The organism is Aquibaculum sediminis, from assembly GCF_040712085.1.
Lineage (GTDB): Bacteria > Pseudomonadota > Alphaproteobacteria > Kiloniellales > DSM-21159 > Aquibaculum > Aquibaculum sediminis.
The window spans coordinates 29,015-55,111 of the sequence record NZ_JBFCVK010000005.1; the positions used below are offsets into that span (position 1 = coordinate 29,015).

General features: G+C 61.8%; 13 protein-coding genes, 1 tRNA gene and 2 pseudogenes. 10 read left to right on the forward strand and 6 right to left on the reverse strand.

Features of this window, described 5'->3' with window-relative positions; all coding sequences use genetic code 11:
- Positions 1 to 112: 112 nt before the first annotated feature.
- The gene (locus tag ABZ720_RS09050; protein WP_366555196.1) at positions 113 to 691 is read right to left on the reverse strand and encodes a YqgE/AlgH family protein; all 579 of its coding nucleotides are present in this window, start codon (positions 689 to 691) and stop codon (positions 113 to 115) included.
- A gap of 277 nt (positions 692 to 968) precedes the next feature.
- Between ABZ720_RS09050 and ABZ720_RS09055 the strand changes: the two genes are divergently transcribed.
- The 3 genes from ABZ720_RS09055 (at position 969) to ABZ720_RS09065 (ending at position 3,778) form a co-directional block, all read left to right on the forward strand.
- The gene (locus ABZ720_RS09055) at positions 969 to 2,960 is read left to right on the forward strand and encodes a protein-disulfide reductase DsbD family protein (protein ID WP_366555198.1); all 1,992 of its coding nucleotides are present in this window, start codon (positions 969 to 971) and stop codon (positions 2,958 to 2,960) included.
- 85 nt (positions 2,961 to 3,045) lie between these two features.
- Positions 3,046 to 3,528 (forward strand): peroxiredoxin, encoded by a 483-nt coding sequence (locus ABZ720_RS09060; protein WP_366555200.1) that lies wholly within the window; start codon positions 3,046 to 3,048, stop codon positions 3,526 to 3,528.
- Positions 3,529 to 3,703: 175 nt separating this feature from the next.
- Positions 3,704 to 3,778, forward strand: a tRNA-Thr gene (locus ABZ720_RS09065).
- Positions 3,779 to 4,070: 292 nt separating this feature from the next.
- On the opposite strand, the gene ABZ720_RS09070 is transcribed toward ABZ720_RS09065, so the two are convergent.
- Together ABZ720_RS09070 and ABZ720_RS09075 are read right to left on the reverse strand one after the other, a co-directional pair.
- Positions 4,071 to 5,678, reverse strand: a complete 1,608-nt coding sequence (locus ABZ720_RS09070) for a hypothetical protein (RefSeq protein ID WP_366555201.1) — start codon at positions 5,676 to 5,678, stop codon at positions 4,071 to 4,073.
- The gene (locus tag ABZ720_RS09075) at positions 5,675 to 6,019 is read right to left on the reverse strand and encodes a plasmid mobilization protein (RefSeq protein ID WP_366555202.1); all 345 of its coding nucleotides are present in this window, start codon (positions 6,017 to 6,019) and stop codon (positions 5,675 to 5,677) included. Before ABZ720_RS09075 ends, ABZ720_RS09070 begins: the two co-directional genes overlap by 4 nt.
- A 799-nt stretch (positions 6,020 to 6,818) precedes the next feature.
- Here ABZ720_RS09075 and ABZ720_RS09080 point away from each other — a divergent pair.
- The 7 genes and pseudogenes from ABZ720_RS09080 to ABZ720_RS09110 form a co-directional block, all read left to right on the forward strand.
- Entirely contained in the window at positions 6,819 to 8,951 is a 2,133-nt protein-coding gene (locus tag ABZ720_RS09080) for a type I restriction-modification system subunit M (protein WP_366555203.1), read from the forward strand.
- 84 nt (positions 8,952 to 9,035) lie between these two features.
- Complete coding sequence (locus ABZ720_RS09085) at positions 9,036 to 10,067, forward strand: phosphoribosyltransferase-like anti-phage protein (RefSeq protein WP_366555204.1); 1,032 nt, start codon at positions 9,036 to 9,038, stop codon at positions 10,065 to 10,067.
- Complete coding sequence (locus ABZ720_RS09090; protein ID WP_366555205.1) at positions 10,067 to 12,220, forward strand: NADAR family anti-phage protein; 2,154 nt, start codon at positions 10,067 to 10,069, stop codon at positions 12,218 to 12,220. Before ABZ720_RS09085 ends, ABZ720_RS09090 begins: the two co-directional genes overlap by 1 nt.
- Complete coding sequence (locus tag ABZ720_RS09095) at positions 12,207 to 14,483, forward strand: type I restriction endonuclease subunit R (RefSeq protein WP_366555206.1); 2,277 nt, start codon at positions 12,207 to 12,209, stop codon at positions 14,481 to 14,483. The genes ABZ720_RS09090 and ABZ720_RS09095 overlap by 14 nt, the downstream gene beginning before the upstream one ends.
- Positions 14,484 to 14,501: 18 nt before the next feature.
- On the forward strand, positions 14,502 to 15,230 hold the full coding sequence (locus ABZ720_RS09100) for an HsdR family type I site-specific deoxyribonuclease (RefSeq protein ID WP_366555207.1): 729 nt from the start codon (positions 14,502 to 14,504) through the stop codon (positions 15,228 to 15,230).
- Positions 15,231 to 15,316: 86 nt separating this feature from the next.
- Positions 15,317 to 16,035, forward strand: a pseudogene (locus ABZ720_RS09105) (IS630 family transposase); the annotation flags it as partial.
- A 1,167-nt stretch (positions 16,036 to 17,202) separates the two neighbouring features.
- Positions 17,203 to 17,829 (forward strand): annotated as a pseudogene (locus tag ABZ720_RS09110) (transposase); the annotation flags it as partial.
- A gap of 89 nt (positions 17,830 to 17,918) precedes the next feature.
- Here the strand turns inward: ABZ720_RS09110 and ABZ720_RS09115 are convergent.
- From ABZ720_RS09115 to ABZ720_RS09125, 3 genes are all read right to left on the reverse strand, one after another.
- A complete protein-coding gene (locus ABZ720_RS09115; protein ID WP_366555208.1) occupies positions 17,919 to 21,929 on the reverse strand; it encodes an AAA family ATPase in 4,011 nt (1,336 codons plus the stop codon).
- Between the two features lie 364 nt (positions 21,930 to 22,293).
- Positions 22,294 to 23,553, reverse strand: coding sequence for a tyrosine-type recombinase/integrase (locus ABZ720_RS09120; RefSeq protein ID WP_366555209.1), 1,260 nt, complete (start codon positions 23,551 to 23,553; stop codon positions 22,294 to 22,296).
- Between the two features lie 645 nt (positions 23,554 to 24,198).
- A complete protein-coding gene (locus ABZ720_RS09125) occupies positions 24,199 to 25,965 on the reverse strand; it encodes a monovalent cation:proton antiporter-2 (CPA2) family protein (protein ID WP_366555210.1) in 1,767 nt (588 codons plus the stop codon).
- Positions 25,966 to 26,097 lie beyond the last annotated feature (132 nt).

Below are 26,097 nucleotides of genomic sequence, written 5' to 3' on the forward strand. Positions count from 1 at the left end.
CAATACTATCATAATTTGATGCCGTCTGACTGACGGCAATCAATCGGACTGCCTTCGCGACCCCGACGGGTGCGTGAAACAGCAACGGCCCCTTGAGTACGGGCCGGATCGCTCAAGCGCGCCCGGAAGCGGCGCTGAGTTTGCTCAGGTCCAGACCGATCTTGGCGAGGGCGCGTTCCCACTTCTCTTCCACGCCCTCTCCGAAAACCAGCGCCTCGTCGGCCGACAGGGTCAGCCACCCGTTGTCCTGGATCTCCTGGTCGAGTTGTCCCGGCCCCCAGCCCGCGTAGCCCAGCGCCAGCAGACGTTGCCGCGGTCCCTGCCCTTCGGCGATGGCGCGCAGGATGTCAACGGTGGCAGTCAGGGCCACCTGCTCGCTCACTTGCAGGCTGGATTCTTGGAGGTATTCCGCGGAGTGCAGGACGAAGCCGCGCCCCGTTTCCACCGGCCCGCCAAAGTGAATGCGAATTTCGTCCTGACCGGCAGCAGGTTCGATGCCGAGCTGGGTCAGCAGGTCGGGAAAAGTGAGAGACTCCACCAGACGGTTGAGCACCAGCCCCATGGCACCTTCCTCGTTGTGCGCGCAGATATAGATCACCGTACGCTCGAAACGCGGATCGCCCATGGTCGGCATGGCCGCCAGCAGCTGGCCGCCGAGGTAGCCTTCGTGCACGTCGTCGTGTCTTGCCATGACACCAAACTCCCCTTCGCCACACCGGCCGGCGCCCCCCGTGGGCGCCGCGACCAGCCGCCGCGGCGCCGACCATTGTTTCCCGGCGCGCGGCACCACATCATAGCACAGCATGTACGCTCTCTGCCGCGGAATACCAGTCCCTGCACCCGGCGGCCGGCCGCTCACGCGTCCCGGCCTGCCGCTGCTATTGCTCACCCTGCTTGTGGCTCTCCTTGGGTCTTCCGGGAGCGCCCTGGCCGCCGCCGGTACCTGGGCCGAGAACGAGCACAGCCGGGTGCGACTCATCACGGAAAGCGAAGCGGCGGGCGAGTCTGCCACGCTGCGCGCCGGCCTGCAGTTTGAAATGGCGCCTGGCTGGAAGACCTACTGGCGCTCCCCGGGCGATGCCGGCTACCCGGTTACGGTGGACTGGAGCGCTTCGCAGAATCTGGCCGACGTCACCTTCAACTGGCCGGTCCCGCACCGCTTCGAGCTCTTCGGCCTGGACACCTTCGGCTATGACGAGGAGGTGGTCTTTCCGCTCACCCTCGTGCCCGAACGTCCGGGCGAGCCGATGCGGCTGGCGGCACGGGTGGACTACCTGCTCTGCGAAACGATCTGCATTCCCTATGAAGAGGATGTCAGCCTCACCCTGCCTGCCGGCGCAGCGACGCCGGGTCCCGAAGCTTTCCTCATCGACCTCTATCGCTCGCAGCTTCCGCAACCGGAAGCCGAAAGCGGCCTCTCCCTCTCCCAGGTGGGATTCAGCGAACGCGACGGCCTGACCCAGCTGTCCGCCCGCGCAGAGACGCTCTTTCCCTTTCACCAGCGCCCGGACCTGTTGGTCGAGGGGCCGGACGGACTGCACTTCGGCCGGCCCGAGGTAAGCCTGTCCGAGGACCGCCTGCGCGCCGATTTCACCCTGCCGGTCAGCCTCCAGGGCGACACGAAGGCCGAGGGCACCCCCGTGCGCCTCACTCTGGTCGACGGCAGTCGTGGGCACGAGTTGGAAACCACGCTGCGCCACACCGAGGGCACGGGGTCCGGAGCCCTGCCGGCGGAAGGCCGCAGCCTCGCGCTCATCCTGGGTCTGGCGCTGCTGGGCGGCCTCATACTCAACCTCATGCCCTGCGTGCTTCCGGTGCTCTCTCTGAAGCTGCTGTCGCTGGTCAAGCACGGCGGCGGCGCGCCGCGGGCCGTGCGGCTGTCCTTCCTGGCCACGGCCGCGGGCATTCTCGCGTCCTTCCTGGTGCTGGCGGCCGGGGCCATCGCGCTCAAGGCCGGCGGCGCCGCCGTGGGCTGGGGCATTCAATTCCAGCAGCCGGTCTTCCTGGCCGGCATGGCGCTGGTGGTCACGCTCTTCGCGGCCAATCTTTTCGGCTTCTTCGAAATTCCCCTGCCCGGCACCGTAGCCGATCAGGCCACGCGCGCACCGACACAAGGCCTGGGCGGCGCCTTCGCCACCGGTGCCTTCGCCACGCTGCTGGCCACCCCCTGCTCCGCGCCCTTCCTGGGCACGGCGGTGGGTTTCGCCCTGTCGCGCGGCGCGCCGGAGATTCTGCTGATCTTCACGGCTTTGGGGCTGGGCCTGGCCCTGCCCTACCTTCTGGTCTCAGCCTGGCCGCGCCTGGCAACGGCCCTGCCGCGCCCCGGTGCCTGGATGGTCTGGCTGCGTCGCCTGCTGGGCCTGGCGCTGATCGCAACCGCGTTGTGGCTGCTCTCGGTGCTGGCAGTGCAGTTGGGCCTGGCTGGTGCCCTGCTGCTCGGCGCGCTGCTGGCCGCCTTGCTGGCCGTCTTCGCTCTGGGCCGGTTGCTGCCCGCGCGGCGCGCTCTGCTGCGCGGCAGCGCCCTGCTCGTCGCTCTCGCGGTGCTGGGCTATGCCGCCTACGGCCCTGCTGCCGACAGCAGCACCACGGACCGTGCGCCGGATCGGCACTGGCAGAGCTTCGATCGCCAGGAGATTGCTGCGGCCGTGGCCGACGGCCAGACGGTGCTGGTGGACGTCACCGCCGACTGGTGCATCACCTGTCAGGTCAACAAGGCCCGGGTGCTCGACGATGAGCGCATCGAGGCCATGCTCGCCGAGGCGACGGTTCTGGCCTTGCGCGCCGACTGGACCCGACCGGATGCCGAGATTGCCGCCTATCTCGCCGATCACGGCCGCTACGGCATCCCCTTCAACGCCGTCTACGGCCCCGCCGCGCCGCAGGGCATTCTCCTGCCCGAACTGCTCTCGGTGGAGGGCTTGCGTCAGGCGCTGGAAGAGGCCGGCGGAAGCGCGGGCTGAAACCTTCTGTTGGCAGCGGCGGCCCGGCCGACTATCTCTGTCGGCATAGATCACCCTCACGCTTCACCAACGGGAGAGCGCAAAGATGACCATCAAGGTTGGCGACAAGATTCCCAGTGCAACGCTGCACGTCATGGGCCAGGACGGCCCCGAGGCCGTCACCACCGAAGAGCTCTTCGGCGGCAAGAAGGTGGTGCTCTTCGCCCTGCCGGGCGCCTTCACCCCCACCTGCTCTGCCAGGCATCTGCCGGGCTATGTGGAAAAGGCCGAAGAGTTCAAGGGCAAGGGCGTCGATTCCATCGTGTGCCTGTCCGTCAATGACGCCTTTGTCATGGGCGCCTGGGGCAAGGACCAGCAGGTGGGCGACAAGGTGCAGATGGTCGCCGATGGCAGCGGCCAGCTCACCGAGGCCATGGGGCTGACCTTCGACCTGTCCGACAAGGGCCTGGGCAAGCGCTCGCAGCGCTATTCCATGCTTGTCGACGACGGCGTGGTGAAGGTGCTCAACGTCGAAGACTCTGGCGCCTTCGAGGTCTCGGCCGCCGAGACCATGCTCAAGGCCGTCTGAAGCAGAAAACGGGGACTCACCGGCGCCGGCTGCAAGGCTTGGCGCCGGTGCTCCTGGGCGCCCGTTCACCGCGGGCAGCAAAGCGCTGCAGAGGGAATTGACGCCCCCGCCCACCTGCCTTAGGAAGAGGCGCCTCGCGCAACCCCCTGCAAACCGTCCCCGGGGTGCGCAGAACGCCGACGTAGCTCAGGGGTAGAGCAACTGATTCGTAATCAGTAGGTCGCAGGTTCAAATCCTGCCGTCGGCACCATATTTTTCAATCAAATCAATTGTTTCCCGCAATTTGGAGCCTAGCGCTGATTCGCCGCTTTGTCGGCTGGGCTCCATCTGTGCTCCATTTAACGACTATTTAACCTTTCGCTTTCCGCACACCATTCCGCTGAGGCTCCAGCCAGATTCCACCTGGGCTCCAGTCAGGCTCCAGCGCCCTCCTTCCAGGAGCGGCGGTGACCAACATGCAGGGTGGGAAGTTTGGGGAGCGGTTGCGCTGCCTAAGGGGCGGACCCCGTTTGCGTAGCGGAGCGGTTCCTACGGGCGGCTACTCATCCGCCCGGAACGCGGATGCCTGGCGGAACTTTGGGGTCCTGTGGGGGCGCCGACCGATTGGACGCAGGCTCCTGGGCTTCCGCCTGCTCTTGCTGCCACTGCGCCTTGATATGGGCAGGCGGCTGCCAATCCGGCTTACCCTTGACCTCGAAATGCACGCGTTGGCGCTGTGCCTCCAGCCATGCCAGTTCCAGAAAGCCCTGGCTGCCGGAGCAGAGCACCGCACCGCCCCATTCGCGTTTGGCTTTGCTCATCGCAAGCGCGATGGCCTCGGGGTGTGCCTTGTCGAAGAGGCAGCGGTTGCCGTAGTCGGCGATGCGCCAGTCCTTGCCCGTTACCAGAACGTGCGTGTCCCTGGCTTTTGCCTGGCAGCCGAGACGACGCCAGCGCGCGGCGACGGCCTCGGCCTGGCGACGAGTCTGGATGGCCGCGCCGACCAGAGGATGGGCGATGGCGCCTGCGGCGGGCCTGGTCTGCGGCTTGGGCGTCGGAACAGCAGGAGGCAGAGGATAAAGCCTGCGCGGGTTGCGCCTGTAGGCTGCCCTCAGTCGTGCGGCGGCGAGTCTATTCGCAAGCGCTCTTCTATCCGGTGTAGGCGCCGGTCGATCTGCAGCAGTGTCTGGTAGAGCTGCTCCAGGGGGTCGTCCCCTCCCTCCGGCGGGTTGTTCAGGTGGTCGAGGATGGCGCCGGTGTGTTTGTAGATCTTGCGCGTCTGGTCGTAGGTCGCTCGGCCGAGTTGCTCGGCGGGTGGCTGCTGCGGTGGTACGTGGATTTTCATGAGTTTCTCCTTTCATTCTGTGTTGCACGGCAGCTTTGCGGACGCCTGCGAAACGGTGCAGGGCGCCCAGGACGCGGCCATCGGAATGGGTGACGATCCAGGTGCCGGGCTTGTCGCCGGGGGCGATGCCCAGTCCCTGCTCCGCCAGGGCGGCTGTGAGCGCTTGCGCGCTGTCGCTTGCTTCCCAGGCGGCTTTGACTGCCGCGCGGGCTTGCGGCAGCGATAGGCCGTCGCGTTTTGCCGCCTGGTGCTGGTCGCTGGTGTAAGCGGCCTGGGGCAAAGGGCCGGATGTGAGGCCCCCCTGCTCCAGCTTCTGTGCTGCGGTAGTGCGCCCCTCGGCCTCCAGGGCAGCGACCACGGCGGTGTTGTGTCGCCCGCGCGTCAGCTTGTGACCGAAGCGCAGTTCGGCGCGCCGCGCAATCTTCTCTTGGCGCAGGTAGCTGTGCGAACTGCACAGCACGCGCCAGGTGAGTGGGTCGACTTCTGGCACAAGCAGGTGCCAGTGCTGTCCGAAGCCCGCATTCCTGGCGCGGGGTTTCTGGTGCTCGACGATCAGGCAGCGCTGCAGGTCAAAGCCGAACTCATCAGCCAGTGACTGGAACACCCCGACGGCCTCGCGTCGCTCCAGCGGTGCGTCCGGATTGACCGAGAAGTGGCGCAGGGCATAGCGCCGCTGCCAGGCTCGGGCGTCGGCCACCGCGTCAGCCAATAGCGGATCAGCGCCTCGCAGACGGGTCACCTTCTCGTTGTCTTTCCCACGCAGCACATGCGCGGCGACCGCTTGGTGGCCGCTGTCGGCACGGATGCGCGTGGACTTGATGATCATCGCGCGGCCCGCCGATCGTCGAGCGCTGCGGTCACCTGTCGCTGCATGTTCTCGACAGCACGCGCGATGCGCTCGGACGCCTGCTCCGGAAGTGCCTCTCCCGCATTCATACGGCGGGCAATCTGATTGGCGTTGTTGCCGAGCCGCCCCACGGCGCCGCGCAGGGCCACCAACTCGGCGAGTAGCTGGCGCTCGGTGTCGGCGTCGCGGCAGGCGGCGTGGGCGGCCAGGACCGCGCGGACATAAGCCGACAGCGGTTCGTCGGCCGCCCGGGCGGCGGACTCAAGCTCGCGCTTGAGGGCGGCGTTGAGGCGGAAGCGGATGATCTCGTCGTGTCTCATAAGGCAGTCTCCTTTGACCGTTTGTGTGTGCCGTGTTGGGGGTCCACGGGGGCGCCGCCCCCTGGCCAGCTGCGCTTTGTGGAACAAAGGGCATGGCTGGCTACCAACGGCTGTCCTGAGGGTAAGTGAGGCTGCCGGGTTAAAAGCGGGTTAACGTTTTGGGAAAAGGGGGAGGGCGCAGGGGTTCTGAGCGCAGGAGGTCGTGGCTCAGCTACAAGAACGTCTCACGACGAGTGCTGGTCTCTATTATTGCCCTGGGCGGGGCGGGCGCGGCGCCCCCACACAGCGCAAGCGCGCGCCCCGCCCGCCGCCGTCAGGCGGCAGGTGTTTCCCACTGACGGGGAGAATTATCCGAGGGGGCAATCTCGCCTGATATCGACGGTGAAGGGCGGCGATCCTGGGCGGCAAGCAGGGTCTAGAGTTGACGCTGGCACGGGTGCTGTAACCTCTGCCGGTGGAGTGGCAACTGCAGCTGGTAAACCTGTGCCAAAACCTAAGTGGCGGGCAGACGTCCGGAGTAAGCTCTGCGAGCCTTTAAACTGTCTTAACCCGTTCTGAACTGCTAGTCTGGCGGGAAATGGGAGCGACTTGAACGTCAGGATGGCCTTGCGCCAGTGATGACCGAAAGCGGCGTGGCAGGTTACCTAGGGTAACGAGTGGACCGCTGTTAGATTCGCCAAGCACGATGGCCTGCCGGGCTTTAAGGTGGCCGGTGCATGACCGCTTAATTGGTCGGACCTCGATAGCTGGACTGATCAGCAAAAAAAAGCGGCGCAGAAAAAGGCGCGAGGGGCAGTACGTGAGCGATCTGAATATCAGCAACTTCATCTGGAACATCGCCGACGATGTCCTTCGAGACGTGTACGTCCGGGGGAAATACCGAGACGTCATTCTACCCATGACCGTCATTCGTCGCCTCGATGCTGTGCTGGAGCCGACGAAAGAAGCGGTGCTCTCCATGAAGACCCAGCTCGACAAGGCAGGGGTCGCGAACCAGCATGCCGCTCTGTGCAAAGCATCGGGAGAGGCATTTTATAACACCTCTCAGTTTCGCCTGCGCGATTTGACGTCCAGAGCGCGACGGCAGCAGCTGAAGGCCGACTTCGAGGCTTACCTCGACGGGTTCTCGCCTAACGTTCAGGAAGTGCTGGATAAGTTTAAGTTCCGCAATCAGATTCCCACGCTCGTCGAAGCAGATGTCCTCGGCTTCCTGATCGAAAAATTTCTGGAACCCTCTGTAAATCTTAGCCCAAAGCCGGTCCTGCACCAGGACGGGAGCGTCCGGCTTCCCGGCCTCGACAACCATTCTATGGGCACGATCTTCGAGGAGCTCATCCGCCGCTTTAACGAAGAGAACAATGAGGAGGCGGGCGAGCACTTCACGCCGCGCGACGTGGTAGAGCTCATGGCCTACCTCATCTTCATGCCGGTCGCCGACCATATCGAATCAGCAACATATCTTGTTTACGACGGTGCCTGTGGCACGGGCGGCATGCTGACGGTGGCGGAAGAGACGCTGATCAAGCTCGCCACAGACCATGGCAAGGACGTGTCCGTCCACCTGTATGGGCAGGAGGTCAACCCAGAGACCTTCGCCATCAGCAAGGCGGACCTCATTCTTAAGGGCGAAGGCGCCGAAGCCGAGAACATGAAGTATGGCTCGACCCTATCGGGTGATGCCTTCCCGTCGAGTGAGTTCGACTTCATGCTGTCGAACCCTCCCTACGGCAAGAGCTGGAAATCCGACCTTGATCGGCTCGGCGGCAAAAAGGACATCCGTGACCCGCGATTCGTCATCGAGCACGGCGGCGATCCCGAGTACAGCCTGATCACGCGCTCCAGCGATGGCCAGATGGTGTTTCTGGCCAACATGCTGAGCAAGATGAAGAAGTCCACCAAGGTCGGCAGCCGGATTGCTGAGGTCCACAACGGCTCGTCGCTGTTCACCGGCGATGCAGGCTCAGGCGAAAGCAACGTGCGGCGCTGGGTCATCGAGAACGATTGGCTTGAGGCCATCATCGCGCTGCCGCTGAACATCTTCTACAACACCGGCATCGCGACCTACATTTGGGTGCTGAGCAATCGCAAGGCAGATACCCGCAAGGGCAAAGTCCAGCTGATCGACGCGACGGCATGGTTCAAACCGCTGCGGAAAAACCTCGGCAAGAAGAACTGCGTTCTAGGGCCGGACGACATCAAGCGCATCTGCGACAGCTTCATCAACAGCGAGGAAAGCGAGCAGTCGAAGATCTTCCCCAACGCGGCGTTCGGTTACTGGAAGGTGACGGTCGAGCGGCCCTTGCGCTTGAAGGTCGAGCTGTCGGCGAGCGCACAGCGTCACTTCGCAAAGGCGTGCGCAGAGGCCGGGGAAGAGTCACTTATTGGCGTTGTGGCAGCGGTGACCGAGCGGCTTGGCGAAGGCCCCCATCTCGATTTCAACCGCTTCCTTGAAGAATCCAAAGCTGTCGCGGGCAAGCGCGGCGTTCGTATGACGGCCAAACGCCAGAAGCTCTTGATAGCGGGACTGGGTATCAAGGATGCTGGAGCGGATCCGGTCATCAAGAGGGTGTCGAAGATCAAGCCGGGCGCCGATGCCGAAACCGATGCGCTGCACGGCAACTACCATCGGACCGTCGGCGGCCAACCGGTGATCGTCGAATACGAGCCGGACACGGAGTTGAGGGATACCGAGCAGGTGCCCTTCCTGGAAGACGGGGGTATCGAAGCATTTTTCCGGCGAGAGGTTCTGCCTCATGCGGTCGATGCCTGGATCGACCCGTCGAAAACCATCATCGGCTACGAAATCTCTTTCACGCGGCACTTCTACAAGCCGCAGCCCTTGCGCACTCTTGATGAAATCGAAGCGGATATCCGCGCGCTGGAGAAAGAGACCGAGGGCTTGCTTGAGGACGTGCTCGCGGGAGGGCGCTGAGCATGGCACCTAAATATTACTTTTAGGCGGCTTTGAGGCTCGCTGGGGGTAAGAAACTGGGGGTAAGAAACAAGGGGGATGACAATGACCGAACGAGACAAGCTTTTTGCGTCCGTCGCTACTACAACGGCTGATTATCGTGAAGCTGACGGGGAAGCACCGACCCCGGAACGTGTCGAGCGTTGGGTCAACCAGTTTGAGGTCGCAGCTCAACTGCCAATTCTGCGCGAGATGGATCACGTCCTGAAGCAGACGTACTTTTCCCGCGCGAACACAAGAAAGTTTCTTGCAGGGCTGTTCAAGACCGAAAAGCTGGTGGGCGAAGATCCATGCGCGTTCTGGAGGAGCGTCAAGTTCCTCGACATTCAAGGCGGCGGTGCAAGCCAGAAAGAGATGTTGGCGCTTTTCAGAGTCCTCCTGGAAAAGAAGTGTGGTTTCAAGATTGAGGACTGCGGCGCTGATCCGGACACGTTCATTTATCTCGACGATGCGATATTCTCTGGAGGACGCGTAAGCAGCGATCTCGCCGGCTGGATCGAGACACACGCTCCGAAAACGGCGACGATCCACGTTATCGTCATCGCCACCCACCAAAGCTCCTATTTCAACCGCAACAGAGTGGGACAGGCCATAAAGGCTTCTGGCAAATCAATTGATGTTTACTGGTGGCGGGCGGTCGAGCTTGAGGACCGCAAGGCCCATACCACCACGTCCGATGTCCTTAGACCGGTCGCAATCCCCGACGATGAGGCCGTGAATGCCTATGTCGCGGCTATGCGCTACCCGCCCCATTTGCGGACCGCGGGACACGTCGGCGGAAAGGGCATCTTTTCCAGTGATGCCGGACGCCAGCTGCTGGAATCGGAGTTCCTGAAGGCGGGCGTGCGCATCCGGCAGATGTGCCCGCATCTAAATCAGTACCAACGGCCGCTGGGCAACATGATCCTCGAAACGCTCGGCTTTGGCTCGCTGATCGTGACCTTCAGAAACTGCCCGAACAATGCGCCCCTCGCGCTTTGGGCAGGCGATCCTTGGGTCCCCTTGTTCCCTCGCACCACGAACAGCGACACCTCGATGCGCAGGTTCATGGCCATGCTGGCGCGGGAAGACTTCTAATGTCCCAGCCCAGCCAAGTTCGCACATATGTCCCCACCGAAAGCGCCGTCTTCCTGAAGACGAACGAGCGCTTTGGCGGGCTTTCGAACATGGCGCCTGGCTTTCCGCTTGTCGTGAACGGTGTCCAGATCCGGACGTCGGAAGCGCTCTACCAGTCCTGCCGGTTCCCCCACATGCCAGAGGTGCAGCGCATGATCATCGGGGAGCGGAGCCCGATGACAGCCAAGATGCGCAGCAAACCCTACCATCGGGCGTCTCGACCGGATTGGGATGGCGTACGGGTCAAGATCATGCGCTGGTGCCTGCGCGTGAAGCTGGCTCAGAACTGGGCCACCTTCGGACGACTCCTCCTGTCCACCGGGGATCGGCCCATCGTCGAGAAGAAGGTGCGTCGCAAGGATTTCTGGGGCGCCACCGAACAGCCGGACGGCACGCTCGTCGGCAGGAACGTGCTCGGGCGGCTGCTGATGGAACTGCGCGAGCAGCTGAAGGGCGACGAGGCGGGGAGCTTGCGGTTCATCGAGCCGCTGGCGATCTCCGAATTCCTGCTGTTCGGCCAGCCCATCGAGGCGGTCCAGGCCGCGCCCAACGCTGAGATACCCGGCTGGACCCCACGGCGACTATCCCAGGCCGAAACCACCCCGCCGCAGCCCAGCGACCCCCAGCCCTCCCTATTTGAGCAGCCAATGATTTCAAACGCCGAGCCTGCGTCTGTCCCGTCGCGTCCCACTCTCCCCAGAGACGATGAGTCACCGAAGCATCTGTCGGATGACCGTCCCTCAGTGCACGACTGGCTTGGCGATCTGCCAAGCCGGTGGGACGTGCTGAGGAGCAAGTATCTGTTTCGCGAGATCGACGACCGGACCGACACTGGCACGGAAACCTTACTGTCCATGCGCCAGGCGCATGGTCTGATCCCTCATGCGAAGGTATCGACCAAGCCGGTCACGCCGGAAGAGCTCAAGGGATACAAGTGCGTCCGTACCGGCCAGATGGTGCTGAACCGCATGCAGGCGTCGAACGGCATGTTCGCGGTTGCGCGCGAGGACGGTCTGGTCAGCCCGGATTATGCGGTGTTCCAGCCACTCCGTCCCATGGAGCCCGACTACTTCGTCGACCTCTTCAAGACGACCATCTACCGCGCAAAATTCCGGCAGGAATCGAAAGGGCTTGGAACCGGTACGTCTGGCTTTCTGCGCCTCTACTCGGATCGTTTCGGGGCTATCCATGTCCCGCAACCAGCGGAGGATGAGCAGCGCAAAATCGTGCAGTTCATACGGGCCTATGATCTGCGCGTGCGCCGCCTGATCCGCAACAAGCGGCGGCTGATCGGGCTGTTGAACGAGCAGAAGCAGGCGATCATCAACCGGGCCGTCACACACGGCCTGGACGCTAATGCCCCGATTAAGCCCACTGGCATCGACTGGATGCCCGAGGTTCCGGCGCATTGGGAGGTCAAGCCGCTCAAGCAGATTTGTGAAGTCCTGTTCAGCAACGTGGATAAGCACTCGAATGACGGCGAGGGCCGAGTGCTTCTGTGCAACTACACCGATGTCTACAAGAATGATTTCATCACGTCAGACATGGGCTTTATGGCGGCTACAGCGACGCCCGCCGAGATACAGCGTTTCCACCTGGGAATTGGTGACGTCATGATCACCAAGGACTCCGAATCATGGAACGATATTGGCGTTCCGGCAATCGTCACTGAAGCGCTTGAGGGCGTCCTTTGCGGCTATCATCTTGCCCTCCTCCGAGCTGAGCGTGACGCATTGCTCCCGATGTTTCTCTTTAGGGCTTTGACGGCGCCATCAATCGCACAGCAGCTCTACGTCGAAGCTACGGGCGTCACGCGATATGGCCTGTCCAAGCTGGCGATCAAAAACCTGCTTCTACCTGTCCCACCCCTTCGCGAGCAAAGTGAACTGGTAGCCGCTATGGCAGCCGCCATCGAACCGCTCAGCGCTTCCATTGGCCGTGTAAACCAAGAAATCAGCCTCGTTAGGGAATACCGTGATCGGCTGATTGCCGATGTGATCACCGGCAAGCTGGACGTGCGCCATGTCGAGATCGCCGCGCCAGCGGACGAGCCGGTCGCCGACGAGGTCGACGCGATGGAGGAGGAGCTGGAAGGCGACGATGCCGACGACTGACACCAGTGAAAAAGGCCTCGAAGCCCTGATCGTCTCGCATCTGACAGGCCTACCGGTCGGGAAGAAAACCGGTAGCCTCGGCGAGGGCCCAGTACCTTTCGTGGGCCTGCACAACTATGTTCTCGGCGATCCAAAGGATTTCGACCGGGACCACGCTGTCGACCAAGCGAAGCTGTTCGGCTTCTTGGCCTCCACGCAGCCGGAGGCCGTTGAAGCGCTGGGTATCGGTGAGGACGGAACGAAGCGACTTCAGTTCTTGCACCGGCTGCAAGGTGAGATCGCCAAGCGCGGCGTCATCGACGTGCTGCGCAACGGTGTGAAGCACGGCCCCGCGGCGGTAGAAATGTTCTTTGGCACGCCGACCCTCGGCAATCTGAAGGCCGAGGAGCTGTTCGCCGCCAATATCTTCAGCGTCACGCGCCAGCTGCACTATTCCAAGAACGCGACCAAGCTGTCGCTCGACTTGGCGCTGTTCATCAACGGCTTGCCCATCGCCACCTTCGAGTTGAAGAACAGCCTAACCAAGCAGACGGTCGAGGATGCGATCGAGCAGTACAAGCGGGATCGTGACCCGAAGGAGCTGCTGTTTCAGTTTGGCCGCTGTGTCGTCCACTTCGCCGTGGACGATCACGAAGTGCGGATGTGCACGCATCTGAAGGGCAAGGCGTCCTGGTTCCTGCCCTTCAACAAGGGCTGGAATGACGGCGCGGGCAATCCGCCGAACCCCCATGGCCTGAAGACCGATTACCTTTGGAAGCAGGTTCTTACGAAGCGAAACCTCACCGACATCCTGGAAAACTATGCGCAGGTGGTCGAGGAAACGGACGAGCGCGGAAAGCAGAAGCCGCCAAAGCAAATTTTCCCGCGTTTTCACCAGCTCGATGTGGTGCGCAAGCTGCTGGCGGATGCTGAGGCATCGGGCGCGGGGCGGCGCTACCTCATCCAGCACTCGGCGGGTTCCGGTAAGAGCAACTCGGTTGCCTGGCTCGGCCATCAGCTGATCGGGCTGGAGACTGGCGGCAAACCGACCTTCGATACTGTCATCGTTGTCACTGACAGGCGCAATCTCGATAAACAGATCCGCGATACGATCAAGCAGTTCGCGCAGGTGTCCTCCATTGTTGGCGCGGTCACCGAGGGGTCGCAGCAGCTGCGGACGTTTCTGCAGCAGGGCAAGAAGATTATCATTACCACCGTGCAGAAGTTCCCGTTCATTCTGGACGAAATCGGAGACGGCCATCGCGGGCGAACCTTCGCCATTATCATCGACGAGGCGCATTCCAGCCAGGGCGGGCGAACGTCTGCAAAGATGAACATCGCACTCGCGGCCAACGGCGGCGAGGAAGAAGAGGAAACGGTTGAGGACACCATCAACCGCCTGATGGAGGCGCGGAAGGTGCTGCCGAACGCGAGCTATTTCGCGTTCACGGCCACCCCGAAGAACAAGACGTTGGAGATTTTCGGCACGGCGGTTCCCGAGGGCGGGAAGGTCAGGCACGTTCCCTTCCACAATTACTCGATGAAGCAGGCGATCGAGGAGGGTTTCATCCTCGACGTGCTGAAGCACTACACCCCGGTCGAGAGCTACTACCGGCTCATGAAGACGGTGGAGGACGACCCGCAGTTCGATACCAAGCGGGCGCAGAAGAAACTCCGGCGATATGTGGAATCCCATGACCATGCCATCCGCAAGAAGGCAGAAATCATGGTCGATCATTTCCACGACCAGGTGATGGCTCACCGCAAGGTCGGAGGCGCTGCGCGCGCCATAGTGGTGACCAGCGGGATTCACCGCGCCATCCAGTATTTTCACGCCTTCGGGGAGTATTTGAAGGAGCGCAAGAGCCCCTACCAGGCCATCGTCGCCTTCTCGGGCGAGCATGAATATGGCGGCCATAAGGTGACCGAGGCGTCGCTCAATGACTTTCCCAGCAACAAGATCGAGGAGTTGATCCAGAAGGATCCGTACCGGTTCCTCATCGTCGCCGACAAGTTCCAGACCGGCTACGACGAGCCGCTGCTGCACACGATGTACGTGGACAAGACACTTTCCGGCATCAAGGCCGTGCAGACGTTATCGCGTCTGAACCGGGCGCATCCGCAGAAACACGACACCTTCGTGCTCGACTTTATGAACGATGTGGACGGCATCAAGGCATCGTTCGAGGACTACTACCGGACGACGATCCTGAGCGAGGAGACCGACCCGAACAAATTGCACGACCTGAAGGCGGCTCTCGACGGCTATCAGGTCTATTCCTGAGAGCAGGTCGAAGACCTCGTGGCGCTGTATCTTGGCGGCGCCGACCGGGACAAGCTCGACCCGATCCTTGATTCCTGCGTCGCGGTCTACAAGGCGGACCTCGATGAAGATGGGCAGGTCGACTTTAAGGGGAAGGCGAAGGCTTTCACGCGCACCTATGGATTCCTCGCGACCATTCTGCCCTACACGAATGCGGAGTGGGAGAAGCTCTCGATCTTTCTGAACTTCCTCACGCCGAAATTGCCTGCTCCGGAGGAGCTGGACCTGTCGAAGGGCATTCTGGAGGCCATCGACATGGATAGCTACCGGGTCGAGGCGCAGGCGACGATGGCGATTGCGCTTCCCGATGCCGACGCGGAGATCGGACCTGTGCCGTTGGGCGGAGGCGGTCGCAAACCTGACCCGGAACTGGACCTGCTCAGCAACATCCTCAAGACGTTCAACGAGATGTTCGGCAACATCGACTGGAAGGACGCCGACAAGATCGGGAAGGTAATCGCTGAGGAGCTGCCCACGAAGGTCGCGGCCGACAAGGCCTACCAAAACGCAATGCAGAATTCGGACAAGCAGAACGCCCGCATTGAGCACGACAAGGCGCTTGAACGTGCTGTGATCGAACTTCTGTCTGACCACACGGAACTGTTCAAGCAGTTCAGCGATAATCCGTCCTTCAAGAAATGGCTTTCCGAGACGATATTTTCTGCGACGTATGCTGATAAGGCAGCGCATGTAGCCGGGGACGCGTAATACCAAGGGCATTTGAGCGGGACTCTCTGGGGAGCGGGGCTCAACTGCGGAGCTTGCGGCGCAAGGATCTCATGGGTTGGCTCTAAGAGGAGTTCGGTGTCGAGGTGGGAGAAACCACGGTGGGGCGTGAACTGAGAGCGATGGGGTATCGCCGCCTGACACCGCGGCCCGGCACCACAACCCGAACGAGTATGCGCTCGAGGCTTTTAGAAAAACTTCCCCGAGAAGGTGGCGGCGCTCCAGGCGCGCCTGCCAAAGGGCACCGAAATAGAAATCTGGTGGCAGGACGAGGCACGCGTTGGCCAGACGAACAAGATTACCCGGCGCTGGGCGCAGCACGGCACTAGGCTGAGCGCTCCTCAGGACCAGCGCACCAAGTCCGCCTACATCTGGCCGCCTTCGCCGTCCGCTAGTGGCCACGGCGCCATCTGCCCCGCCAAAGGTAATGGAGCAGGTCTTGTCCTGCCCAAGTGCAACACCTGGGCGATGCAGCAGCATCTGGACGAGATCGCTGGTGGTCGAGCCGGGCGCCCATGCCCTCGTTCTGCTCGATCAGGCCGGATGGCACATGACCGACAAGCTCATCCTGCCCGATAACATCATCCTGCTACCGCTCCCGCCCAAGGCGCCCGAGCTCAACCCCGTGGAAAATATTTGGCAGTTCCTGCGCGAGAACTGCTTATCCAACCGCGCCTTCCACTCCTACGACGAGATACTCGAACATTGCTGCGATGCTTGGAACAAGATCATCGACCAGCCTTGGTGCATCATGTCGTTCGGTTTGCGCCGATGGGCACATCAGTAGAGATCAGTTGCCGTTGGCATTACGTTCATCCTGGATGATTGAGGAGTCGGCGGTGTTGCCGATCTCCACGCGGCTCATTCTCCAGTTCGCGGAAAGGTAATCTGAGTGGGAGTTGCTATCTACAGCGGGAGTTGACTGGTATATTATCAACCTCTATAATAGGGAGTGACGATCAATCGTCATGAGGGTGGTTGAGCGATTGCACAATGGAGGCTAGGAAATGCCAACTCGGACCTACAAGGCTAAAGTCAGGCTCTCAAACGGAAGTCAGCAGGAAGTTAGAGTAGAGGCTGACAACCCAAATAATGCTAAGTTGATGCTGGAAGCTCAGTATGGGAAAGGCGCAGTCATTACCTATCCAACGACTGCTTAGTCATAACTAGCAAGCTTGTTGGTGAGCAGCTGTTGATAAATATCGGGTTAGTTTCTCTTTCTTTGCAATGTAAAGCATTTAGCCTGGCCGCTCAGCCAGACTGGGCGGCTGGGCTGCTTGTCCGCCAGTCCCGTGGCTGAAGCCCATTCAAGAGAGTCTGGGGTTGCCAAAATCACCAATGTTGCGCGCACTCCTGTTTAGCGTGCCGCTTTCTCCGATGGCATTCGGCATATTTGCTTGCCAGAGCACTACGCTCTGCAGAACGCAGCGATTACATGGCGCGTAGCAACCTCTCCGCTTTACGCCCTCGGACATAACATCTACTCTGCTTCCATACTACCCAAAGCAGAAAATTCTGGACACAGTCGGCGCCAAACTGGGGTCGTTCATCGGTCTGCACACCAAGCTTCATTCCTAGATCAAGCAACCTAAGCCGCCTTGCGCCTGGGCCGCGGCTTACCATCCGTGAACTTGCCTCCGCGTCGCGATGCAGTGTGATCACCAGCCCTTAAAATCGCTCGCCACCCGCGCTGGATAGCTAAACACGATCATCTTCTCCACGAGCATCGATTTTGTCGATACGCCCACGCGTTTGAAGCGACTGCCGCGCTTCTTGATCGCACGTACCAGCTCGGGGTGGATTCTTCCAGTGACGGTGAATGGGCTGCGCGTTCGCGACCCAGGTCTCAGCATCGCTGACCAGCCGATTAGGTTCGCTGTTGTGGATCTGACGTGACCCCCTAATTTTCCTCCACGTTTGATTAGAGTCCGGCCCTGATGAAAGGACGGACGAGATGAAGCGTAAGAGGTTTTCGGAGGAGCAGATCATAGGCGTGCTGAAGGAGGCGGAGGCGGGAGCGAAGCCTGTCGACCTGGCTCGCCGGCACGGGGTTTCCGAAGCAACGATCTACAACTGTAAGTCGACGTATGGCGAGCTCGAGGTGTCCGATGCTCGGCGGCTGAAGGCGCTCGAGGACGAGAACGCGAAGCTCAAGCGCCTGCTGGCGGATGCGATGCTGGACCAGGCGGCGCTGAAGGATCTTCTGTCAAAAAAAGTGGTGACGCCCGCCGCCAAGCGGGAAGCTGTGACTCATCTCCGGGCTTGCCACGGGATGAGCGAGCGGCGGGCGTGCCGTTTCGTTGGTGCCGATCGCAAGAGCGTCCGCTACCGCTCGACGCGGGCCGACGATGCCGAACTGAGAGAGAAGCTGCGCGAGTTGGCGAACCAACGTCGACGGTTCGGCTATCGCCGCCTGCATATCCTGCTGCGCCGGGAGGGCGTGATGATCAACCGGAAGAAGACCCAGCCGATCTATCGGGAGGAAGGTCTTGCCGTCAGGCGGCGTCGCAACCCTAGACGTGCAATCGGCGCGCGGGCGCCGGCACCGGTTCTGGCCTTGCCGAACCAACCGCGCTCGCTGCCGTGATTTCAAAGGTGCGTATGCGGCAGATCTTGGCCTTTGGACTCAGCTTTGTCGCTTCCTCAGACAACGGCACCGCTGCGGACCTGTCATTTGTTCTCGATTCTAAGCACGCCGTGGACCCGCCAGAGCCGCTCAAGGACGTGATCGCCGGCGGCGGCGCATTCACCGTAGGTGACACAAAGTGCCTGGCCGTTCAGACCGATATTCTCGAAGACGCGCATGCCCGGCATGAATTGCTGACCGAGCCGTTTGAGATAGCCAAAGGACTCACCGCCGCTGCCCGCCGAGAACGCAACAATCCGTCCTTCCAGCGCCGCCAGTTTCGCCTCCGATAGATCCTCGATCTGCTCCATCAGCACTGCATCGCCGTTGCGGATGACAGGATAGGCGCTGTCCTCTGCCACGTTTGCAATTGTCAGCCTGCGGGACAGCAAATCGCTCGATGAAACCGGGACGGCCTCGTCGCGCCCGGCGGGTTTTTGCGCCTCATAAAGCACGCCGACGATCGGCATCACCCTGGTTGACGCCGTTGGTACAATGAGCGCAGGCGGCACGCGCTCCGTACCCGAACGATCGGAGGCGAGGACCGTGCGGGAGAGATGCTGCCTGTCGCGGTGAAAACGCCGCGCATAGACCTTGCTGCCATGCAGCGCGATCACCGGTTCGCCTTCGGCCGCCTCTCGTTCCAGCGAGACAATGACAACCTGTCCTGCCAGCGCCAGCGAGCCCAGCGTTGGCGCGCGCACGACATAAAGCGCAACTGCCCCGAGCGCCTCCAGCGAGAACTGCTCGATTTCTGCGCGCGCATCGAGAATATCGGCGTCGCTCCGTGCCGCCAGCGTACCAAGGACCGGAAGAGGGACGGCCGGTAGTGCTGTCGCCGCCGGGAAACTCGGCGCATCGGGCAGGATCAGATCACGCTCATCACCCGTCAGACGGCCAAGGAAACGGGCGTAAGCAGCCGAACAGCCGCGCAGCAGATTGTTGATGCTCTCATAAATCCCATCAGTATCGTGCGCGTCCTGCGGGGTGATCATCGAGGGCTGGTGATGGGCCTTATTGATGGTCTTGTAGAACCGTGCTTCGGGCCGCAATCCTTCATGGGTCAGCAATTTTTCGAAAGGCGGCTCCTCAAAAGGGCGCTCGCCGGTATTGCGCGCTCGCCGCAATTGCCCGAGCAGATCGCCAAGGGTGGGTTCGTGCATCACGAGCGGATCGCCCGCCAGGAGATTCCAAAGCCGGTTCTCTATGTCGATCCGCACCGCTGTCACGAAGGCCTGAGCCTTGGGCGTGTCGGTCTCATCCTCCCGCCAGCGATCACGCTTTTCCCTGATCTCCTCAATGGCAGGACTCACAAGCGCCGTCAGCCTCGACCGGGAGACAGGATCAAGCCGTAATGCTGTCCATGTCGGCGAATCGGCGGCGCGGGAGGGAAGCTTGTCCTGCACCGAAGCGACGAAACGCACGTCGTTCGACGCTATCAGAGGGCGCATGCCGTGCGCGGGCATTAGCGGAACCGCGGCAGCAAAGTTCTCGCTGTTGATCGGATCGAAATGCGTCTGCGGATCGTCCAGCAATATGCAGCTAAGGCCGCCGGTGCGCGCCCGGACGTGCTCCCAAAGACTGAAAAGAAAGGCCCATACGCAGGCGCGCAGCAGGGAGGCGTTCATCACCTGGTGTGCCGGCACCCGCATATCATCGAACCCGGCGCGCAGACCAAAACCGCTATCCTCGCCCGGCTCAAATCCGCCATACGACGGGCCGCCGGGATAGTGCGGTCTGTATATCTTCTCGAGCCAACTACCGGTGTCCCGGTCCAGCGTTTTGATCAGCCCCGAAACCCGCTCATAGACAAGAGCCGGCAACTCGAGATAGGGCATCACAGCATCGGCCGCACGTTTCAGCAAGGCAAGACGCCGTTCTTCCGCGGCCCACGCTTTGCGCACCTGCTCAAGGTCATCGAGGTGGCGCACAAGCGCGACGTTCGGCATCGCATTCTCGACCGCGCGCCTTATGGCGTCGATCTGCGCACGGATCGACCGCATCTGCGGTTCGGTATCGTCAGTCCGGCTCTCTGCCTGACCGGAAGGCGCGTCGTCGGCAGGCTTCGTGGCGCCAATATAGCGCTCCATCAACTGCTTTAGTGGTTCTGCCGATTCCTCGCGGTGGGCGTGCAGTGCCAGGGCCTTCGCGACAGCTGACAGACGTTCCTGTAGTTTGCCCTCTGCCAGCATTGGAGGAAGCGCGCTTTCGGCCGGAGCCGGTGCATCAGGCAGGGGATGCGCGGCAACCGCCGCATCCCAGACCGTCTGCGCGTTTTTCTGCAATGGCTGCAGACGACCCGAAAAGGCCCGTTGAGCGAGAAGTTCATCGACGTAGGCCCTGCGATACAGGCCAAGCAGGGTGTCGGGCAGCACCTTGTCAGCAAGGGCGCGTATGCTTTCCGGCAAACCGCTCAGGAAGGAAGATGCCTCGTCTTTCTCCCACTCCGCTGCCGTCTTCGCGATATCACTATGCGTCTTGCGGCATTGCACAAGCGCATCCTTGACGGACATGTCCAGCAGCGCATCGGCAGGGACTTTATCCAGATCGGTGCCGCAGACCGGGCAGTTCGCCACGTCGCTGTCGGGATGATTATCCTTGTGCCACGCAGCGACGCGGGCATAGAGACGCCAGCGTGCCGCCTGCCGCTCATCTTCGAGCTGCTTCGCAAGTGCCTGCGCCCGCGCACGGATTTCGGAGATTGCCCGCAGGGCCGCTTTCGCCTCCTCGGGCGTAATCTCCGACAGCGAAAGGATGAGGCCGACTTGGGCCAATTCCCGCAGAGCGCCACCCTTGAGGCGATCAGCAGCGGCATCGAGGGCACTGGTAATCGCCTCCACATCCTGCTTTGCACTCAGTTCGACGCGCCGGCCCAGGATCGAATCCATGGCCGAGGTCATATCGCGCTGCTGTTCCTGCAGCCCCGCGCGTGCCGCCGTGATCGACGCAGCGCAATCGATTTTGTCGTCGTCTTCGCCTGCTTCTTCGCCGGGCTTCAATATCGTAGGCGTTTCGCCAAGGTCGGGCCGCTCTTCCCAGCGTTCCGCGAAGGTTCGCAAGTGGTTTTCAAACTCGTCCGCCTTCTTGTCACGCGCCTCTTCGGTTGTCTTCTTCTCGGTCGTCTGCAGGCGCTTGACCAGGCGGCTGGCGCGCTGACCAAGTTCTTCCAGGGGCTTGAGGCCGGTTAACTGGGAGACGGCTTGCGTGAAGTCTGTCTTCTCATCAAAGCGCATATGTGCAGCGACGCCGGGCATCAGCGTACCCGCCTCAAGCGCGAGCGCTGACAGGCCGAGCCCATCCAGCCCGGCTACAGGCGCCGTGAGCTTTTTCCCCGAAACCTCCAGCCGACGTGTGACCGTCTGAATCTCTTGCGTGCCTTCGCGCCTGAACGTGAGCCGTACCCAGCTGTCGAGCTTTGGCTTGTCATCAAGCTTCTCAAGGTTGTTGGCCGAGGGAATCGGAACAATCGGCGGCACCGCGATTTCCGCGCGCTCATCCTCCTCATCCTCCGTCTCGTCGCCATCGGCCGCGCGTTGGAGAGCCATCGGTTCATGAATGCCATGCGGCATATGCTGCGAACGCAGCGCCTTACCGGTCAGACACCAGACGACGGCACTCAGGAGCGCAGTCTTTCCCGCCCCATTGAACCCGCTGACAAGCGTGATCTCCTTGTCCAGTTCCAGGACAAAATCATCGGGGTCTTCGCCGTTCGGTCCAAGATGGCGATGCAGCCCGCCAAATCTGTGCGCCTCAATGCGCGCGAGATGCCATACGGGCTTATCGTCGGCGGTTAACAACACGACGGGTGCCGCGGCGGGCAATTCACCCTGGAGCGCCGAGAGCAGCCCATCGATTTCCCTGGCCTGTATGGTCCGGTTGCGTGGCCATAGATCACGGTTGCGGCCGTAATAGGCGAAGGCTTTGCGCTTGTCGTCGGTATCGAGCTGGAAGTTGCCTTCCTTGGCACGGCAAACCGGCACGCCCGCAGCCATAAGCCGGATCACTTCATCCAGGCCGTAATTTTCAAGGCGTATCGGTTCGCGCTCTTCATCCATAGTTCTACTCGGTCATCAGAGTATCTTTATTCATACCAATGCTGCAGGACGTGTCGGCTAACCAGATTCGCGGGTTGAACAAAGCAGCAACTTAGCTTGTGACATGCAATTCATCCGATCGGGAAGATCATGCTGCTTTTGCTCAACTCATGTAAATTGTTACGCTGCCTAAATTCTACCTCAAGAAGAGAAGGGTTTGTCAACCGAGTGCCCGAGTTTGGGTCCCGTGAGAGTGGGCTATTGCCCTCTGAAGGTTTGAAGCTGGCTTTGCAATCTTCGCCATCGCAAGCGAGAAGCGGTTAAAGGTTTCTAAGGGTTTTCGGGAAGGGGAGAACCACAAGCTGTGGCTTCATTCCAGTCTCCCCTAGTCGGTTTTCCTCACCTCCTCCAGAAACGCCACCCACTTCTCCAGCACGCCCTTCTTCTCCTCCAGGTCCATGGCAAAGTCGTAGAACTCGGCGGTGACCCCGGTCTTGCCCTCAGAGTGGTGCAAAATCTTGGCGGAGCTGCTGAGTGGCACGCCTTTATCGCGGAGGTAGGAGGTGAGAGCGCGGCGGAGGCGATGGGGCGGGAAGCCGAGTTGGCCGGTGGAAAAAGCGCGGTCGATCTGGTGGATGGTGAAGTGGTGGTCTCCTGCCTTGTGCCGTCGTCCGTCTCGGATCTGGGGAAAGAGCCACTGGCTGTTGGCGATGCTGCTGCGCGCGGCCCTCACCACAGCGGCCGCCTGGAGTGGCAGGGGCAGGACGTGACCTGGCTGGCCCTGCTGGAGCTGCCGCTTGGTATGGCCCACGCGCCAGATCATCCAGCCGGGCTGCTCCTCCCACTCGGAGAAGTCGTCGGGCTTCGCGCTGGCCACCGAGCTGATGCGCTGGGCAGTGAAGAGCACGAGCAGAGAGGCCAGGCGCTGGTGTGCGTTAATCGCGCCGTTGCGCAGCCGTGCTTCGGCCTGCCCCAGTTGTGCGAGTGTCGGCAAAGCCGCGCCGGTCCGAGGCCGCCGCGGGCGATTTCCGGGTGACTGGTTGATGCGGATGTTCTCAATCGGGATATCCGGGCGCTCGGCGTGCATGTAGCGGAAGAGCGCGTTGAGGTCGCGCACGCACTTGCGCGCCTGGGCCTCTTTGCCATCAGCCAGAATGCTGTCGCGGATGCGGATAAGCTCCTCGCGGCTGACCTCGGAAATGTCCTTGCCTACGAGCACCTGGGTGACCGTGCGATAGTATAGGGACTGCTTGAGGCTGGTGATGGAGGCCGGGCGCAGCGCTTGGCTCTTCGCCTCAATATAGGCGTCCCGCACCCGCTCCCAGGGCCAGTCGACATCGCGCGGCGGCGCCTGCACCGCGCCGCCAAGTTCCTGCTCCTGCAGCCAGCCGCGCGGATCCTCCCCGCGCTTGAGCAGCTTGTTCGCCATCTCGGCGCGCAGCCGCGCCTCCTTGACGGGCACCGAGGCATCGCCGATGCGCCAGGTGCTTTTCCTGCCGTGGAGCCTGCCCTTCAGGCTCCAGCGCGCAGCGGCACCGATGCGCAGGTGGAGACCGGGGGTGGTGGGGTCGTTGAACTCCCCCTTCTGCCCGCTGCGCAACAACGTGCGCACCGCCTGTTTCCTGTTGAAGTCATAGTCCGGCATGTGGAGCCTGCATATTGATTCCTTTTGATGGAGCATACCCTAGCACAGGCTCCAAACAGGCTCCACTTTCTTGCGATTCTCGCGCGCATGAAATTCGCAGAAACAGGTCGGAATCGCTTTAAACTGTCTTTAACCTTCTTGAAAATATTGACAAAATGGCTCTCCGCACGCCCATCCCTGTCAACAAAATTATGGAAATTATGAATTAACTCGCTGATTCGTAATCAGTAGGTCGCAGGTTCAAATCCTGCCGTCGGCACCATTATTTTTCAAATACTTAGCGCCCTTTCCTGCCTTCCGGCGCCAAGGAAAAGAAGCAGCGGTCAATATCTTCAGTAAATAGGGCTCATGGCCGCCGTTGGTCTAGCGAGGCGGGCGTGGCACCTTCGAGTGAGCGCAAGCGCCTGCACCGCCCGCCGCCGTCAGGCGGTGTCGGCTTGTTGGATTTGGCGCAGCGCCTCCTTCCTGCAAATTATACAGCGTGGGGTCGGCACGACTTGGGACCTCGGATAGGGCTCCGAAGTGAGACCCAGGCCGAACCGTGAATCCTGAGCTCCAGCATGACCTTGCAATCCGAAGACAAGGGTACCAGGTCGAAGCCTAAGGAGGCAGCCGAGCGTCCATCTACAGCCAAGAAGCATTCTTTTATCGCGAACCTGCTTTTGTAGGAATTTGGGTGGGAGCCAGAGGCTCGGGAACCGGCGCTGTCAGCATCTTGTCGCGTCCGGACATACTATCGCCCTGCACCTGTTCGGTCAGGCGCTGCACATCGCGGCGGCGGATATCGTCCAGCGCTTCGGTTACGGCGGCCTCATCCCATCCGAGGCGGCGCAGCCCTTCGGCCCCCATCAGTAGGGCCGATTCCACTGTCTCACGGACTTCAAAGTCCACGCCCGCGCGGATCAGTTCCATCGAATGGCCCCGATCATAGCTGCGCGCCAGTACTGCCGCATTCGGAAATTCGTGCTGGATCAGTTCGACAATCGCGCTGACTGCTCGGCGATCATCGACACAGATCAGGACCACCTGCGCCTGCGCCGCGCCCGAAGCGTGCAGGATGTCCAGCCGCGTGCCATCGCCGTAATGGACCTTGAACCCGAAGCGCGCTGCCTCCCGGATGCGGTCGGGATTGTTCTCGATCACTGAGACCTGCGCGCGGCGCGCCAGCAGTATCTGCAGAGCGATCTGACCAAAGCGCCCGAAGCCGATGACCAGCACCTGCCCGCGCAGACCATCCGCTTGCTCTACTCCGTCCAGCGCGGCACCCGGCGCGCGCAACAGCCGGTCGGCGGCGATCAGGATCAGCGGCGTGATCGCCATGGACAGGATCACGACAGTCGAGAAGATCGCATTCTCGCGCGCATCAATGACCTCTCCCGCCAGCGCGGCCGTGTAGAGCACAAAAGCAAACTCGCCGCCCTGGGCGAACATGAAGGTTCGGCGCAAGGCGGACAAACTGGCCCCGCCAAAGGCCCGCGCCGTGGCATAGATGGCCACCGCCTTGATCAGCACATAAACCACCAGCATGGCTAGCAGCAGCGGCCATTCCGCGGCCACGACGGTCAGGTCCAGCGACATGCCGACCGCCAAAAAGAACAGCCCCATCAGAAGGCCCTTGAACGGCTCGATGTCGCTTTCAATCTGATGGCGATAGCTGGAGCCAGAGAGCAGAACCCCCGCCAGAAACGCGCCCATCGCCATCGAAAGGCCCACAGCCTCCATCAGGAGAGCGGCCCCCAGCACGACCAGGAGCGCCCCGGCGCTCAGCACCTCGCGGGCACGGGCCCGCGCCAGAAGGGCGAAGAACGGATCAAGCAGCCAACGGCCGGCCACAAGCAGCGCCACCAGCCCGGCCAGTGCCAGCGCCACATCGGCCAACCCGCCATCGCCCTGACCGACAGGTGACAGAAAGGCCACGACCGCCAGCAAGGGGACGATCAGCAGATCTTCGAACAGCAGGATCGAGACGGATTTCTGCCCCTCATGGCTGGCGATCTGCCCGCGTTCCTGCAAGGTTGACATGATGACGGCGGTCGAGGACAGCACGAACCCGGCACCGGCGATGAACGCCGTGACCGGCGGAAGCGCGAAAACCACTACGCCCGCCAGCGACAGCAAGGCAATCGCGAGGCTCACCTGCGCCAGACCCAGCCCGAAAATCTGCCCACGCAGCGCCCAGAGCTTCTGTGGGCGCAATTCCAGTCCGATGATGAACAGGAACATCACCACGCCCAGCTCGGCGAAATGCAGGATCGTGTCAGGGTCGGTGAACAACCCCAGCACCGATGGCCCGACCAGCATCCCGGCTGCGAAATACCCCAGCACCGACCCCAACCCAAGACGCCGGAACAGCGGCACGGCAATCACCGCCGCTCCCAACAGCACGACCACCGGGCCGATGGTCGGCCCCAACCCCTCTGCGGCCATCGGTTCGCTCCTTAAGAACCACAACGTCGGTGCGCGGCCGCGCCAGACGTCGTTTCCACTGTGTTGCCAACTGCCGGCTCAATGACCGGCAGCCCCAGTCAGCGCGCCGCCCATGGG